Source organism: Listeria fleischmannii subsp. fleischmannii LU2006-1 (assembly GCF_000344175.1).
In the GTDB taxonomy this organism is placed as follows: Bacteria; Bacillota; Bacilli; order Lactobacillales; family Listeriaceae; genus Listeria; species Listeria fleischmannii.
In genome coordinates this window covers 1-15,624 of the sequence record NZ_ALWW01000015.1, presented here as the reverse complement: position 1 = coordinate 15,624, position 15,624 = coordinate 1, and the positions used below count along the sequence as shown (strand labels likewise).

General features: G+C 37.2%; 14 protein-coding genes and 1 pseudogene. 9 read left to right on the top strand and 6 right to left on the bottom strand.

Annotated features, from left to right (window positions below):
* Positions 1-309: 309 nt before the first annotated feature.
* Positions 310-1,818: a degradosome RNA helicase CshA gene (gene cshA, locus LFLEISCH_RS06100; RefSeq protein WP_007474230.1), complete on the top strand. Its 1,509-nt coding sequence runs from the start codon at positions 310-312 to the stop codon at positions 1,816-1,818.
* A 37-nt stretch (positions 1,819-1,855) separates the two neighbouring features.
* Here the strand turns inward: cshA and arsC are convergent, their stop codons facing one another.
* The 3 genes from arsC to LFLEISCH_RS06085 are packed head-to-tail and all read right to left on the bottom strand — an operon-like array spanning position 1,856 to position 3,870.
* Positions 1,856-2,248, bottom strand: coding sequence for an arsenate reductase (thioredoxin) (arsC, locus tag LFLEISCH_RS06095; protein WP_007474228.1), 393 nt, complete (start codon positions 2,246-2,248; stop codon positions 1,856-1,858).
* A gap of 15 nt (positions 2,249-2,263) precedes the next feature.
* On the bottom strand, positions 2,264-3,553 hold the full coding sequence (gene arsB / locus LFLEISCH_RS06090) for an arsenite efflux transporter membrane subunit ArsB (RefSeq protein WP_007474226.1): 1,290 nt from the start codon (positions 3,551-3,553) through the stop codon (positions 2,264-2,266).
* Positions 3,550-3,870 carry an ArsR/SmtB family transcription factor gene (locus LFLEISCH_RS06085; protein WP_007474224.1) on the bottom strand — a complete coding sequence of 107 codons (321 nt, stop codon included), beginning with the start codon at positions 3,868-3,870 and terminating at the stop codon, positions 3,550-3,552. Before LFLEISCH_RS06085 ends, arsB begins: the two co-directional genes overlap by 4 nt.
* 199 nt (positions 3,871-4,069) lie before the next feature.
* Between LFLEISCH_RS06085 and LFLEISCH_RS06080 the strand changes: the two genes are divergently transcribed.
* The 7 genes from LFLEISCH_RS06080 to LFLEISCH_RS06055 are packed head-to-tail and all read left to right on the top strand — an operon-like array spanning position 4,070 to position 10,159.
* Positions 4,070-4,774, top strand: a complete 705-nt coding sequence (locus LFLEISCH_RS06080) for a GntR family transcriptional regulator (protein ID WP_007474222.1) — start codon at positions 4,070-4,072, stop codon at positions 4,772-4,774.
* A 60-nt stretch (positions 4,775-4,834) separates the two neighbouring features.
* Entirely contained in the window at positions 4,835-5,092 is a 258-nt protein-coding gene (locus LFLEISCH_RS15860) for an amidohydrolase family protein (RefSeq protein WP_241432883.1), read from the top strand.
* On the top strand, positions 5,052-5,963 hold the full coding sequence (locus LFLEISCH_RS06075; RefSeq protein ID WP_241432882.1) for an amidohydrolase/deacetylase family metallohydrolase: 912 nt from the start codon (positions 5,052-5,054) through the stop codon (positions 5,961-5,963). Before LFLEISCH_RS15860 ends, LFLEISCH_RS06075 begins: the two co-directional genes overlap by 41 nt.
* Positions 5,935-7,038 carry a DgaE family pyridoxal phosphate-dependent ammonia lyase gene (locus LFLEISCH_RS06070; RefSeq protein WP_007474220.1) on the top strand — a complete coding sequence of 368 codons (1,104 nt, stop codon included), beginning with the start codon at positions 5,935-5,937 and terminating at the stop codon, positions 7,036-7,038. The genes LFLEISCH_RS06075 and LFLEISCH_RS06070 overlap by 29 nt, the downstream gene beginning before the upstream one ends.
* The gene (dagF, locus tag LFLEISCH_RS06065) at positions 7,038-7,781 is read left to right on the top strand and encodes a 2-dehydro-3-deoxy-phosphogluconate aldolase (protein WP_373852533.1); all 744 of its coding nucleotides are present in this window, start codon (positions 7,038-7,040) and stop codon (positions 7,779-7,781) included. Before LFLEISCH_RS06070 ends, dagF begins: the two co-directional genes overlap by 1 nt.
* A gap of 11 nt (positions 7,782-7,792) precedes the next feature.
* Positions 7,793-8,806, top strand: coding sequence for a sugar kinase (locus tag LFLEISCH_RS06060; RefSeq protein WP_007474216.1), 1,014 nt, complete (start codon positions 7,793-7,795; stop codon positions 8,804-8,806).
* Between the two features lie 18 nt (positions 8,807-8,824).
* Complete coding sequence (locus LFLEISCH_RS06055; RefSeq protein ID WP_007474214.1) at positions 8,825-10,159, top strand: GntT/GntP/DsdX family permease; 1,335 nt, start codon at positions 8,825-8,827, stop codon at positions 10,157-10,159.
* 264 nt (positions 10,160-10,423) lie between these two features.
* Here the strand turns inward: LFLEISCH_RS06055 and LFLEISCH_RS06050 are convergent, their stop codons facing one another.
* The gene (locus LFLEISCH_RS06050; RefSeq protein WP_007474212.1) at positions 10,424-11,182 is read right to left on the bottom strand and encodes an acyltransferase; all 759 of its coding nucleotides are present in this window, start codon (positions 11,180-11,182) and stop codon (positions 10,424-10,426) included.
* A gap of 267 nt (positions 11,183-11,449) precedes the next feature.
* On the opposite strand from LFLEISCH_RS06050, the gene gad reads away from it, so the two are divergent.
* Positions 11,450-12,853, top strand: a complete 1,404-nt coding sequence (gene gad / locus LFLEISCH_RS06045; protein ID WP_007474210.1) for a glutamate decarboxylase — start codon at positions 11,450-11,452, stop codon at positions 12,851-12,853.
* Positions 12,854-12,881: 28 nt separating this feature from the next.
* Here gad and LFLEISCH_RS06040 read toward each other — a convergent pair whose 3' ends face one another.
* Both LFLEISCH_RS06040 and LFLEISCH_RS14985 read right to left on the bottom strand, forming a co-directional pair.
* Complete coding sequence (locus LFLEISCH_RS06040) at positions 12,882-14,735, bottom strand: YhgE/Pip family protein (RefSeq protein WP_479481408.1); 1,854 nt, start codon at positions 14,733-14,735, stop codon at positions 12,882-12,884.
* A 207-nt stretch (positions 14,736-14,942) separates the two neighbouring features.
* Positions 14,943-15,600 (bottom strand): annotated as a pseudogene (locus LFLEISCH_RS14985) (YhgE/Pip family protein); the annotation flags it as partial.
* Positions 15,601-15,624: the final 24 nt, after the last annotated feature.

Below are 15,624 nucleotides of genomic sequence, written 5' to 3'. Positions count from 1 at the left end.
GGCAAGGGAAATAATTGTTTCGCATTGAAAAGTAGTGAAATACATGTTATTATGAATAGTGGAAGTTTATTAGGTTAAAATATTCAGCCTAGTGATAATATGAGGGCTTTTTTTATTTATGTGCATCGAAATTGTTAATTTATAACATTTTTGGAAGGTGCGAAATGGCATTGATTGTAAAATCAATTTTTTTATGCCATAAAATGAAACTTAGAACGTTTATTTTCATCAAAATATTCGTTTGGAGAATGTAGATGAGAAAATAAAGCTCTCCTACCCAAACTTTAATTAGGTAAAGGAGAAATGACATTGACAAAGTTTTCAGAGTTCGGTCTGGACGAAAAAATTGTGAAATCAGTAGAGCGTATGGGGTTTGAAGAGGCAACGCCGATTCAAGAAAAAACAATTCCAATTGGTTTAGCAGGAAAAGATTTAATTGGACAAGCGCAAACTGGTACGGGTAAAACAGCGGCTTTTGGTCTGCCAATGATTCAAAAAATTGACCAAAAAAATGGTGATGTGCAAGCACTTATTATTGCACCGACGCGTGAATTAGCCATTCAAGTTTCAGAGGAGTTATACAAATTAAGTTATGACAAACATGTGCGTGTTTTAGCGGTTTACGGAGGTTCGGACATCAGTCGTCAAATTCGTTCGCTTAAAAAGAAACCTCAAATTGTTGTCGGTACACCTGGTCGAATTTTAGACCATATTAATCGTCGTACTTTAAAACTTGATAACGTACAAACACTCGTACTTGACGAAGCTGATGAAATGCTTAACATGGGCTTCATCGATGATATCGAATCGATTTTAAAAGAAGTTCCTAGTGAACGCCAAACGCTTTTATTCTCAGCAACAATGCCAGATCCAATTCGTCGTATTGGTGAGCGCTTTATGCACGATCCGGAAATGGTTCGCATTAAAGCCAAAGAAATGACAGCTCTTTTAATTGAACAATTTTTCATTAAAGTTCATGAAAAAGAAAAATTTGATGTATTAAGTCGTCTTCTTGACGTACAATCCCCAGAACTTGCGATTGTTTTTGGACGTACGAAACGCCGTGTGGATGAGCTTTCAAGAGCTCTTGATATGCGCGGTTATGTCGCTGAAGGAATCCACGGAGACTTAACGCAAGCTAAGCGTATGAGTGTTCTCCGTAAGTTTAAAGAAGGAAAAATTGATGTACTAGTTGCGACGGATGTTGCGGCTCGTGGTCTAGATATTTCAGGTGTCACACACGTTTATAACTATGATATTCCACAAGATCCAGAAAGCTATGTTCACCGTATTGGTCGTACTGGTCGTGCTGGTAAGGAAGGTATGGCTATTACCTTTGTGCAACCACGCGAAATGGGTTACCTTCGTACAGTGGAACAAACAACGAAAAAACGTATGCAACCTCTTAAGCCGCCGACTTGGGATGAGGCTTTTGCTGGACAACTTCGCATTGCAACTGAGAAAATTACTGAAATTGTAACAGAAGAAAATCTTGCGGATTATAAAGCTGTAGCTAGTGAATTACTAGAAAAATATGATGCGACTGATATTGCTGCAGCTATGTTGAAGATGCTTGCTAAAGAGCCAGACCAAACACCGGTACACATTACAGAAGAACGTCCTCTACCATCTCGTTATGGTGGAAAAGGCGGCGGTAATGGCAAAGGTAAAGGAAACTACCGTGGTGGTGGAAAAGGCGGTTATCGTGATCGTAACAATAGCGGAAAAGGCCGTCGTGGTTCAAATAGCGGCAGTCGTGACCGTCGCCCGAACGGAGAACGTTCTGGTGGAAAAGGCAACTATAAGAAATCTAAATAAAAAATTACCCCTGTCATAATAGACAGGGGTAATTTTTTTATCTTAATTTAAAGTTTTTAATGGCCTGACCAATTTCATCTCGCACACGCCGAAACTCTGACCAGTCTTTTCCTGCAGGGTCATCGAATCCCCAATGTTCTTTTGTAACATGAGACGGTAAAACGGGACATTTACTATCAGCATCGCTGCAAAGTGTCACAACTAAATGGGATTTATTTATAATAGCCGGGTCAATTAAATCAGAAGTTTGGTTTGAAATATCAATATCGACTTCTTTCATGGCTTCAATTGCTTTAGGGTTAACACTATGCGTTTCAATTCCGGCAGAATATACTTCCCAATCAGAACCTAAAAATTTTTTTCCAAAGCCCTCCGCCATTTGGCTACGGCATGAATTTCCTGTACAAATAAAATAAATTGTTTTTTTCAAAGAAAACCCTCTTTTCTAAAATAATAATAGCGTAATATATAGGCCAAGCAATGTGATAAATAATACCGGGATAGTAATCATAATCCCTGTTTTAAAATAGGTTCCCCACGAAATTTTTACACCTTTTTGTGTGAGGACATGGAGCCAAAGCAAGGTAGCTAGTGAACCAATAGGTGTAATTTTTGGTCCTAAATCAGAACCTATGATATTGGCATAAATCATCCCTTCTTGAAGGACGCCTGAAACATGTGATTGGCTGATGGCAATAGCATCTATCAATACAGTAGGCATATTGTTCATAATGGAGGAGAGAAAAGTAGCAATAAATCCCATCCCAAAAATGCTACTTCCTAAGCCGTAAGATGACAAATTGCTTAATAGATACCCTAAAAGTGTTGTAATTCCTGCGTTTTTTAACCCAAATACTACAAGATACATTCCAATGGAAAATAATACGATATTCCAAGGTGCGCTTTTAATGACTTGTTTCGTATGAACGGCTTTTGATTTACGAGCTAGTAAAATAAAAATAATGGCGATTGTTCCCGCTATAAATGAAACAGGGATAGAAATAAATTCGCTAATTAAGTAGCCTATAAGTAGACATGCCAGAACAATCCAAGAAATAGCAAACAGATTAGGATCTTTGATAGCCTCTTTAGGATTTTTGAGGTGCTTCGAATCAAAATGCCTTGGAATGGATTTTCTAAAATATAGCCATAAAACTACAATACTTGCTAGCAACGAAAATAGATTGGGAATAATCATTCGACTAAAATATTCAATAAATCCAATATTAAAATAGTCGGCAGAAACAATATTAACCAAATTACTTACAATTAGTGGTAAAGAAGTTGTATCTGCAATAAATCCGCAGGCGATAATAAAAGGAAAAATAACTTTGTCTTGAAAGCCTAAATGGCGAACCATTGCTAACACAATGGGTGTTAAAATTAAAGCGGCTCCATCATTTGCAAAAAAAGCAGCAATTATTGAGCCTAACAACATAATAAAAATAAACATTTTTAAGCCGTTTCCCTTTGAAGCGCGAACCATATGTAAGGCGGACCACTCAAAAAAACCAATTTCATCTAATATAAGAGAAATTAAAATAACAGCCACAAATGTTAGGGTTGCATTCCAAACAATTCCTGTAACCTCTATGATGTCACTAAAGTGGACTACACCTAAAATAATGGCTAGGGCCGCGCCCGCTAAAGCTGTTATGCCGATATCTAAACCCCTTGGTTGCCAAATTACAAATAGTAATGTCACTATGAAAATACAAATAGCTAAAAATATCATGGCTCACAAACTCCGGTTTTCATATCTTGACAAATACATAGTTGGTTGGATGACTCAATCAAATTTAATTTTTGAATAATTTCCGTAAATTTTTCATGGTCTAGGGAATACATTTGTTTATTTCCTTCTTTTCTAGCTTTTACTATTCCAAAATTAACTAGAAATTTCATATGATAACTAAGTGTGGGCTGTGAAAATTGAAAGTGTTTCAATAAATCGCACGCACATTTTTCCTCACATGATAGTAAATCCAAAATCTCAAGTCTACTTGAATCAGATAGTATTTTTAGAACAGCAGCTAAATCTTTGTAAGACACTATTTTATCTCCTCCTTTTGAATATAGAATATCATCTATATAGACGATTGTCTATATTTAGAGTGTTTATACTATAAAATGAAATTCATCACGACTAAGATTGTATATGATATAATAGGCGATGGAATGTAAATTAGAAAAATGATGCTCAGTAAATCATTTACATTTATAAATTGTGATAAGTTGGGAGGGGTAAGGAGTGAAAAATAATATTATCTTATATCAAGAAATTTCCCTAGAGATTAAAAAGAAAATTTTAAATGGGAGTTATCCAGTTGGTAGCTATATCCCTAGTGAGCCTGAACTAGAAAAAATGTTTCATGTAAGTAAAGTGACAATCCGACAAGCTGTTAGTTTATTAGCGGCAGAAGGGTATGTGGAAAAGAGGCGCGGAAAAGGAACTTTAGTCGTAAGTAACCAACTGTTTAATAAATTATCGAAAGCCAAATCGTTTTCTAAAATCGTGGAGGAATCAGGATTTAGCATCGAAAAGAAAATTCTAAGCATTGAAACCATCGCTAATCCAGAAATTGACGGTATTAAACAAGCTTTTGATAGTGAAGTGACATACATTGAGAGAATGTATTTTCTAAATGACATACCTTATATTATTTATCGTCACTATATCCGAAAAGTAAATGAGATATCTTCTGGAAACTTAAATTTAGATCATATTTCACTATATCAATTGTTAAAAGAAAACCATCAAATTGTTGCTTTTTTTGATGATGCCTTCGAAGGTATTGCACTAAATAAAGAGGAACAAACACTACTGAAAACAGATACAGCAACGGGGTTAAGGAGAACAAGAAAGTCCTATGACCAGAAAGGAAATTTAATTGAGTATTCCACCGGGACCTACAATACACAAGTATTTCCGTATAGGATTGAATATGAAGTATAAATACTTCATTGACTTTTTAAACATTATAATGTTACAATGTTTTCAGAAGGAGGTTATATTGTGTTTGATATCTTAATAAAAAATGCTAAAACGGTGGATGGTAATAATTTATGTGTAGCCATTAAACAAGGAAAAATAGTAGCAGTAGCTCCTTCTATCCAAAATGAAAAAGCGGAAAAAATAGTAGACTTAAAAAGTAAGCGCTTTATTTCGGCCGGATGGATTGATAATCATGTGCATTGTGATAATGATATGCCCATTTATTACGATTCTCCAGATGAAATTGGAATTAAAAAAAGGTGTTACGACAATAATTGATGCTGGTTCGACAGGTGCTGACACCATTCAAGAATTTTATCAACATACTCGCAGTGCGAAGACAAATGTGTATGCGTTAATTAATATCTCAAAAACGGGGATTATCGCTCAAAATGAATTGGCAAATATGAAGAACATTCAAAAAGAACTCGTAAAACAATGCGTAGAAGCCTTACCTCATTTTATTTTAGGCCTAAAAGCACGTATGAGTAAAACGGTGGTTGGCGATAATAATTACATTCCACTAGAGATAGCGAAGGAATTACAAGCTGAACTTCATGATTTGCCTATTATGGTACACATTGGTTCTAATCCGCCAGAATTAAATGAGGTGTTAGAAAGACTCGATAAACGTGATGTCTTAACCCACTGCTTTAATGGAAAAGAAAATGGCATAATCAATCAAACCACAAAAACTATTAAAGAATGTGCATGGGATGCTTATAAACGTGGGGTTCGTTTTGATATTGGGCACGGGACAGATAGTTTTAATTTTAAAACAGCAAGTCTTGCAAAAAAAGCCGGCATGACACCGTTTTCCTTAAGTACAGATATTTATTATAAAAATAGAGAATCTGGTCCGGTTTTTGATTTAGCTACTACAATGGAAAAATTACGCGTGGTAGGATACTCCCTAGAAGAAATTATGTTGATGGTAACAGAACATGCTGCGGATAACTTTCATTTGAAAAATAAAGGGAGGTTAGAAGTAGGCTACGATGCCGACATTACGATATTTGATATTGTCAAAGGAACAAAAGAGCTTGTCGATTCTAATGGCAATAAAGAAGTCACTCGAGAATTAATCATCCCTACTTGTACAATTGTTGGAGGAGAGATTTATGAAAATGAACCTATATCAAAAATATAATTTAAAAAGAGTTATCAATGCTTCTGGTAAAATGACCATTTTAGGTGTTTCCAAAACCCCAGACGACATTGTTGCCTTGCAGAAATTTGGTGGCCAAAACTTTTTCGAAATGGCTGATTTAGTCAAAAAAACAGGGGCTTATATTGCGGACTTATTAAAAGTTGAGGATGCTGTGATTGTGTCCAGTGCCTCAGCAGGTATTGCGCAATCTGTAGCAGCACTTATTGGACAAGGAAATGTCTATCATACCTATCATCCGTATGCCGAAGAAATAACAAAGCGAGAGATCATTCTCCCAAAAGGGCATAATGTGGATTACGGCACAGCGGTAGAAGTTATGGTAGAGCTAGGAGGAGGTAAGGTGCGCGAGGCAGGTTACGCGAATATGTGTTCAAAAGAGCATGTTGAAATGATGATAACCGACCAGACCGCTGCACTTCTCTATATTAAAAGTCATCATACCGTTCAAAAAAGTATGCTGACCGTGCAAGATATGGTGTCTATTAGCGAGAAATATCATATTCCTCTTATTGTAGATGCTGCTGCAGAAGAAGATTTGTATAAATACGCAAGAGAAGGAGCAACACTAGTTATTTATAGTGGGGCAAAAGCAATTGATGGTCCAACATCTGGACTAGTAATAGGAAAGAAAGAGCCTATTAGTTGGGTGCGAATGCAATCAAAAGGTATCGGACGAGCAATGAAAATTGGTAAAGAAAATATTATTGCATTCACTGGAGCAGTCGAGCGCTACATCACCACACAAGGAGAAACAGGTCAGGAAATGCAAGAGCGATTAGCTCCTTTTATCGAATCTTTAAATCAAATTCACGGTATCGAAGTTAAACAAGTACAAGATGCTGCTGGACGAGATATTTACAGAGCTTCTGTTAAAGTGTTAGAAAAAAGTGCTATGGAAGTCATTGCTTTACTAAAAGAAAAAAATCCTGCGATTTATACGCGCGAATATCAAGCGAATAACGGTATTATCGAGTTTGATATTCGAGCGGTTGATCAAGAAGAAATGAAACTTATCGAAAATCGTCTAAAAGAAATTATGGAAAGTGGGAAATAATCATGAAAAAAGAACCAAACTATTTAAATAATCGTATTTGCTTAAATGTCTTAGCTAATTCAGTAGAAAATGCGAAAGAATGTTATGAAGCTGCAGAAGGTCATGTTGTGCTGGGGGTACTTTCTATTAATTACAAAACAGATGAAGCAGCTATAGAGGATATGCAAAAATATATTGAAGCAACGGATAATGCGTTATCAGTAGGATTAGGTGCTGGAAATCCAAATCAAAGCGCAATGGTTACACGTATTTCAGCTAAGCTTCAACCGCAACATGTGAACCAAGTATTTACTGGTGTCGGTGCGAGTCGCGCTTTGTTAAATCAAGATGATACGATTGTCAATGGTCTTGTTTCACCAACAGGACGTGTAGGTTATGTGAATCTTGCAACGGGACCGTTAAGTAGTCAAGAAGCTGCGGCGGAAGTACCTATAGAAACGGCTATTGCTTTATTAAAAGATATGGGTGGCAGCTCTATTAAATATTTCCCAATGAAAGGTTTAGAGCATGTTGAGGAATATCGTGCTGTGGCTAAAGCGTGTGCAGAGAACGATTTTTATTTAGAGCCAACTGGTGGCATTACATTAGATAATTTTGAAGAGATTGTAAAAATTGCTTTAGATGCTGGTGTGAAGAAAGTCATTCCGCATGTATATAGTTCTATTATTGATAAAGAAAGCAATGATACAAGACCAGAAGATGTTCAAACACTTTATAACATGATGAAAAAATTAACGGATTAGAGGTAGGGAGTATGAAAGTATTATCATATGGAGAAGTAAATTTGCGCTTTAGTCCCCCAGATTACATGCTTCTTGAACAAACGAATCAACTAACCTATCAAGTTACTGGCACAGGTGTTAATTTACTTACTAATTTAAAGTCCTTTGGTATGGAAGTAAGTTTATTAACAAGTTTACCTGATAATCATGTTGGGAAAGCGGCTGCCTCAGATATACGGAAATATGGGATTCAAGATGATTTCATTTATTTTAATCAACATCACCATATTGGAAGCTACTTTGTAGAGTTAGGTTATGGCATTCGGCCAACTGTTGTGACCTACCAAAATCGACTTGCGAGCGCTTTTTGTCAAGCAAATCCAGAAAGCTATCATTTGGAAGCAGCCGTTATGGCGAATGATATCATCCATATTTGTGGGATTACATTATTGTTAAATGAAAAAACACGAACTACTGCGCTAGAGCTTGCAGACTATGCCAATCGATTAGGGAAAAAATTGTATTTTGATTTTAATTATCGTCCAAGTTTAAATACGGAGCACAGTCACGAGTTTATTAAAGCACAGTATGAAAAGATTCTTTATAAAGCGGATGTTGTATTTGGAGGTATTCGGGACATTAAGGAACTTCTAGATATTTCGGTTAATCAAGAAAAATCTTATGGCTCCCAATTAGAAGAAGGAATACAAATTTTAAAACAAAAGTATGGTGTGAAAACGTATGTTGGAACAAGTCGTAATGATAGAGACGGAAAGCACATGATTAGTGGATTTATGGACGGAGAATCTTTCAAAATGAGTCAAGAGTGGCCTGTTGAAATCTATGATCGTATCGGCGCAGGAGATGCTTATGCAGCAGGTATTATTTATGGATTAAATCAAGAAACGTGGTCGGAAGAAGAGGTGCTGGAATTTGCTACCTGTAATGCAGTTTTAGCCCATACTATTCCAGGAGATGTGCCGTATACAAACGTAGAAGAAGTGCAATCATTAATGAACGGCGAACGGCAAACATTGATTCGCTAAAAAGAAAGGGAGAAAAATATGCAAGATATTTACTTATTTTCAATTACCATTATCGCTATTTTAATCGTTATCTTGGGAGTGTCTTGGTGGAAATGGCACGCTTATCTAAGCTTGTCAGTTGCTACTATCTTTTTAGCTATATTTGCGGGAATGCCTTGGGGAAAAATTGCTGGTGCATTTGAAACTGGAGTTGGCGCGGTTTTAGGCCATCTTGTAGGGATACTTGCATTAGGAACTATTTTGGGTAAAATGATGTCCACCTCAGGCGCGGGTATGCAAATTGCTAATTTCTTTATTGAAAAATTTGGAATTAAACGCTTGCCATGGGCTATGTTCTTTTCAGGTCTAATTATCGGAATTCCAGTTTTTTTTGAAGTTGGTTTAGTTATTTTATTACCTATTGTATTATCTATACAAAAAACGGTTAAAAAGAATATTTTATTGCTTGGTTTGCCAGTGCTAGCAGGTTTATCCATTGCGCACGGTATAATTCCTCCTCATCCAGGTGCGATGACAGCGATTAGTATCTATAATGCTAACGTGAGCCAAGTATTACTTTATGCTATTTGTTTTGCCTTACCAGCCGGTATTATAGCCGGACCACTGTATGCCAAATTCATTAGTAAACGAATTACACCAGAACATGAACCAACTTTAATACGTCCTGATACCATAAAAGATAATGAACGGTTACCTTCTGTTGGGATTTCATTCTTCATCGTATTTTTACCGATTATCTTAATGCTCCTTACTATGATTGCAGCACTCTTTACACTGCCAACAGAGATTACAAATGTCATTGAATTTATTGGAAACCCGCTTATTGCCTTACTTATCTCAGTTTTTGTGGCCTATTATTTCTTAGGTTTCCGTTTAGGATTAAAAGCAGATATTATTCGGGATTTAACGGATGAGAGTATGAAGCCTCTTGCATCCATTATTTTAATCATAGGTGCTGGTGGAGCTTTTAAACAAATTTTAATTGATACAGGCGTTGCAACAGCGATTGCTAACTTGTCGAGTCAAATGCACCTATCACCTATTGTAATGAGTTTCTGTGTAGCAGGATTAATTCGAGTTGCGACAGGGTCCGCTACAGTAGCATTAACGACAGCTGCTGGAATTGTTGCTCCGATTGTTGAGAGTATGACAGGTGTCAACACGGCTTTGCTTGTTATAGCTACGGGGGCTGGATCACTTATGTTATCCCATGTTAACGATGCTGGTTTCTGGTTAGTAAAAGAGTATCTTGGATTAACAGTGAAAGAAACATTTAAAACATGGACAGTTTTAGAAACTTTGTTATCCTTTAGTGTGTTCTTTATGGTTCTTATTGTAGATATATTTGTTTAAGGAGAGAACCCCATAAAAACATTTACAAACACCCAAAAAAGTTAGACGGAAAATCTAACCTTTTGGGTGTTTGGCTATTAAAAAATATGATACTTAGCTGAGTAAATGATAAGGGGTGCTTTTTTGTTAAATAAAGAATTCTAGTTTTACATGTTTGCATAATTCTAAAATAGAATCTAATGAGGAAATAATTAAGCTTTTGTATTACGCCATTGCCACCATTTTTTTGCTGGGGAAGGCAAATCACAAAGTAGTTTTAATCCACTATAAGCTTGATCTATTAAATTTTTTTTTATCTAGTGGATTTTCTGTATTAGATAAGTTTTTTCCATTTTCCTGCCATTCTTTTTGATTGGATGCCCCTTTATAGAAAAAAGGATTGACAGGGTTTTGTTTTGATGGGAGTGTTTCGGGATGTTTATTGTGCATAGAAGGTCGCTCCCAAAAAATATTATGTCTAATTACTTTAGAGGGATTTCCAGCTACGATGCTATTATTTGGTACGGTAGAGGTAACGACTGCCCCAGCGCCTACCACGCTTCCAGAACCGATTGTAGCCCCTTTTAAAACTTTAACATCTTGGGCTAGCCAGACGTGTTCACCGATGAAAACAGATTTCCCGGAGTTTATTCGGTTGCCGTTTTCAACATTGTAGATGGCATGAACGTCAGAGGTGCGTATCCAAGATTCAAAGGAAAACATAACATCTTTTCCGACAATTAGGCTTTGATGTTCGGATACCATAATATTTAGGCGGCCATTGAATGAAGCGCCTTCATCAATAAAAACGGTGCAACCTGTATGGACACTTAATTTTGTATGGATATGTTTGTTATACGTTTTTTTAATATAAACTAAAGCATTATCTCCGTAAAATATAAGTTCTGAATGGTCTAAGATAGCTCCTTCATCTAAAATCAGACAATTATTTTTACCTTTAAAAACTACTTTTGAATGATTCAATTGGACTTTATCTTGGTTGAAAAATAGATTTTGATTAGCATCCATTTCAGTTTCAAACATTATTGATTATCCCCCTCTAATCATAAGTTGTTGTAACTTTTTCTATGTATAAATGAACTTTTATACTAAAAATTCACAATTTTAGTATAGCAATCTATTACCTTTTAATCAAAAATTTCTAATTATAATCTATATTTGGTTTTTTTAATTTCTGAAAAAAATTTTGCCAAAAGAGTGATCTTAGAAAAGTAGTATGCGAAACTAAATTAGTTTTTGAATTTCAATTAGGGGTATCTGTAGAGGGAAATGAAAAGGAGGTAAGAGAATATGCTTTATGGTGAGAAAGATAAAAAATGGGACAAGCGATATGAAGTTCCAATTTTTGGTTCAGAAGAAGAGGGAATGACGGTTTCTAAATATAAAATGGCAGAAAGTGGTATGGAACCAAGGATTGCTTACCAACTTGTGAAAGATCAACTTATCGATGAAGGAAATGCCAGACAAAATTTGGCGACGTTTTGTCAAACGTATATGGAACCTGAGGCAGAGCGTTTGATGGCGGAAACGTTGGAGAAAAATGCTATAGATAAATCAGAATACCCGCAAACGGCGGAAATTGAAAATCGATGTGTCAACATTTTGGCGGACCTTTGGAATGCCCCACCTAGTGAAACGTATATGGGGACCTCAACGGTCGGATCTAGTGAGGCGTGCATGCTTGGCGGAATGGCGATGAAATTTAGATGGCGTAATTTAGCACTAAAACGAGGGCTCGATGTGATGCGTCAAAAACCGAATTTAGTTATTTCGTCAGGATATCAGGTTTGTTGGGAAAAATTCTGTGTGTACTGGGATATTGAAATGCGGGAAGTGCCAATGGACGCAGCCCATTTAAGCATAGATACGGAAAAGGTTTTGGACTATGTGGACGATTATACGATTGGGATTGTTGGGATTTTAGGCATTACCTATACAGGGAAATTTGATGATATTAAAAAATTAGATGCGCTTGTTGGCGATTATAATGAAACGCATGAGCATGAGCTTGTGATTCATGTTGATGGGGCGAGTGGGGCGATGTTTGCTCCGTTTGTAGATCCCTCATTGGAATGGGATTTTAGGCTTCCAAATGTGGTCTCGATTAATACATCGGGACATAAATACGGGCTTGTTTATCCTGGTGTTGGTTGGATTGTCTGGAGGAACAAGGAATATTTACCGAAAGAACTAGTGTTTGAAGTGAGTTATTTAGGCGGCAAGATGCCTACAATGGCGATTAATTTTTCGCGGAGTGCGAGTCAAATTATTGGTCAGTATTACAATTTTTTGCGATTTGGCTTTAGCGGTTATCAGGAAATCCATGAACGGACAAAAAAGGTCGCGCTATTTTTAGCAAAAGAAATAGACAAAACGGGGCTTTTTGAAATTTATAACAACGGAGAAAATATTCCTATTGTTTGTTATAAGTTAAAAGAGGATGCGGGCGTGCCTTGGACGCTTTATGATTTGGCGGACCGGTTATTAATGAAAGGTTGGCAAGTGCCGGCTTATCCGCTACCAAATGCGATGGAAGATACTGTGATTCAGCGTTATGTCTGCCGTGCGGATTTAGGTTTTAATATGGCGGAAGAGCTTGTTTTGGATTTTCATGATGCCATTCAAGAACTAAATGCAGCGCGGATTTTGTATCATGATGAAGGGGAAAACAAAACGTATGGTTTTACACATTAAAAAAGAGGGCGCGATTCGCGCCCTCTTTTTATGCTTCTTGTTCAATTAAACTTTCATTATCGACTTTAAAGCGTCTATTTTTTCTCAAGTACATGGTGCCAATTAGTAGGATGTTGAACACGATGAAGATGATGAAGAGAATAATGGCGCTATGCACATAAACCGAATTTCCTAAACCAGAAGAAATGGCTTGTCTAAACCCGTAAACGGAGTACGACATTGGTAGGAACGGATGAATAAAGTTAAAGAATGAATTTGTGAGTGGCATTGGGAATGTACCGCCAGCGCCGCCTAGTTGTAAGACGAGTAGCACCATCGCAATGAATCGTCCAGGATTTCCGAAAGTCATCGCAAGGAACATGACTAAGAACATGTATGTGAGCGATGTTAGGATTGAAATCATGAAGAACTCTGGAAGGCTGTTCACTCCTAGCCCTAGCATTAGCATGATGGCATCTAAAATAACAGCTTGTAAAATCGCAGCCATAAAGCCAATTGAGAATTTGCTAAACCACCATGCAAGACCACTTGAAGGTGTCATCGAAGGACGACGAATTGGGAAGATAAAGTTAAATACAAGCGCCCCAACATATAATCCAAGCGATAAAACGTATGGCGCTAAACCATGGCCGTAGTTTGGAACTTCACTTATTTTTTCCTCAGAAAGTTTTGTAGGCGTAGCAAACATATTGTAAGTTTTGTTTGTTGCCTTCGCATCGTTCACTTGTTTTGCCCCGTCCGCCAGTTTTTCAGAAAGTTCTTTGGAACCATCATTTACTTGGTTTAAACCGGTGCCAAGTGCTTTGGAACCATCTGCCAGTTGCTGTGACCCGTCACTAATTTGACCGGCCCCTGTCGCAAGCGCTGAAACGCCGCCTTCTAACGAGCCAAGACCAGTTGAAAGTGCGTTTGTTCCTTCGTGAAGAGTTGGTAGTTTCGCGGACAGTTGATTTAATCCGCCGCTAAGCGCATTTGCCCCACTTGAAAGATCGGCACTCGCCCCGTTTAGTGCTCCGTTATTACCCGCCAACGTTTTCAGGCCACCATTTAAACTTCCCATTCCTGAAGTGATTTGCTGTGACCCGTCCGATAGCTTATTAACCCCATTTGTAAGACTTGGCACGTTCGCTTGTAATTGGCTTGTTCCATTTACCAGTTTGGAGCTACCATTTTGTGCCGCCATAGCACCAGTTTGAAGTTGATTCAGCCCATCTGCTAATGTTTGCATGCTAGCAAGTGAGGATTTTGTTTTGCTAGTAAGCGAATAAACGCCATCTTTTACTGGAGTAGCTCCCGCATTTAACTGAGCGACACCTTGAGATAATTTAGTAATAGCAGGGAGTGATTGATTAATTTTAGTTAAGGCTTCTTCAATATTTTGATTTTGAACATTGTTAACCCCGTTTGCTCCTGCTTTCGCGCCTTGTTTTGCTACCGCAATAATTTTACTTGCTTCTGCGGAATTTGGATCAATACCAGCTTGTTTTATAGCTTGATTAACGCCTTCTTCAATCGCCGAATTGTAAGAGGTATTATTACTTGCTTTTAATTGTTCTAATCCAGCTTGAAGCTCTTTTAATTGTTTCGATAATATATTATTGTCACCTGTACCGGTAGCGTTAATCGTCGCATTTAATTCGGAAATACCCGCTTCCATTTGCGAAATGCCGTTTTCTAATGCTTTGATATTATCTTGTGCTTCTTTCGAATTTCCCTCTTTTAAGCTTGCTTCCACTTGTTTAGAGGCTTGGCTTAAACCAGCAGATAACTTAGTGATGCCGCTATTTAAGTCTTTTTGTCCATTAGCTAATTGACTGACGCCACCTGATAAAGCAGGGAGTTGTCCTGCTAATTGATTAATACCGCCGTTTAGTTGTGTCATAGCAGGGTAGAGTTTTTCGGCCCCGTTAGACGACTTTGAGACGCCATCAGTATACTGATTTAACTTGCTAGAAAAAGTAGCTTGTCCGTTGCTTAATTTGTTTGCCCCATCAGTCAACTGACTTGCGCCACCAATAGCTTGTCCAACGGCAACATTGATTTGACTTGCGCCGTTCTTTAATTTTCCGGCCCCGTTGTTTGCACTTTCTGCTCCGTCTTTAAAAGTCAAAGTACTTTCTGCAAGTTTATTTAAATTTTCAGTAATGGTTTGATTACCATCCGCAAGCTTAACTGAGCCATCGTTTAATTTTTTAAGCTCCGTCACTTGCTTCTGACATACCAGAACCAACTTCTTTAATTTGCGCAAAAACGCTCTTGGCATATTCTTTTGTCACACTTGTTGCGACTTCATTTTTTAATTGATTCGCTCCTTGCTCGGTTACTACTTCACCAATGTAGTTTTGAGAAGGATTAATTTTATAAGTTAAATTCATTTTTTTAGGATTTTCATCTAAAACAGTAGAAGCATTTTTAGAGAAGTTTTTAGGAATTGTCACAACCATATAGTATTTCCCATTGTCCAGACCTTTTTTTGCCTCATCTGCGTTTACGAAATTCCAATCTAAATCTTTATTTTCTTTTAAATTATTGACAAGTTCATTCCCGACATCGAGCGTTTTTCCTTGATAATTCACGCTCTCATCATGATTGACAACAGCTACTGGCAAGTCACCAGTTTTGCCGTACGGATCCCAAACGGATTTTAAGAAAAAAGCACCGTATAAAATCGGGATAAATAAGATTACGATGGAAGAAATAAGTAAAATTTTATTATTGAAAAGTCGTTTCCATTCGTTTTTTAACATTAACACGTTCTATCATCACCAATC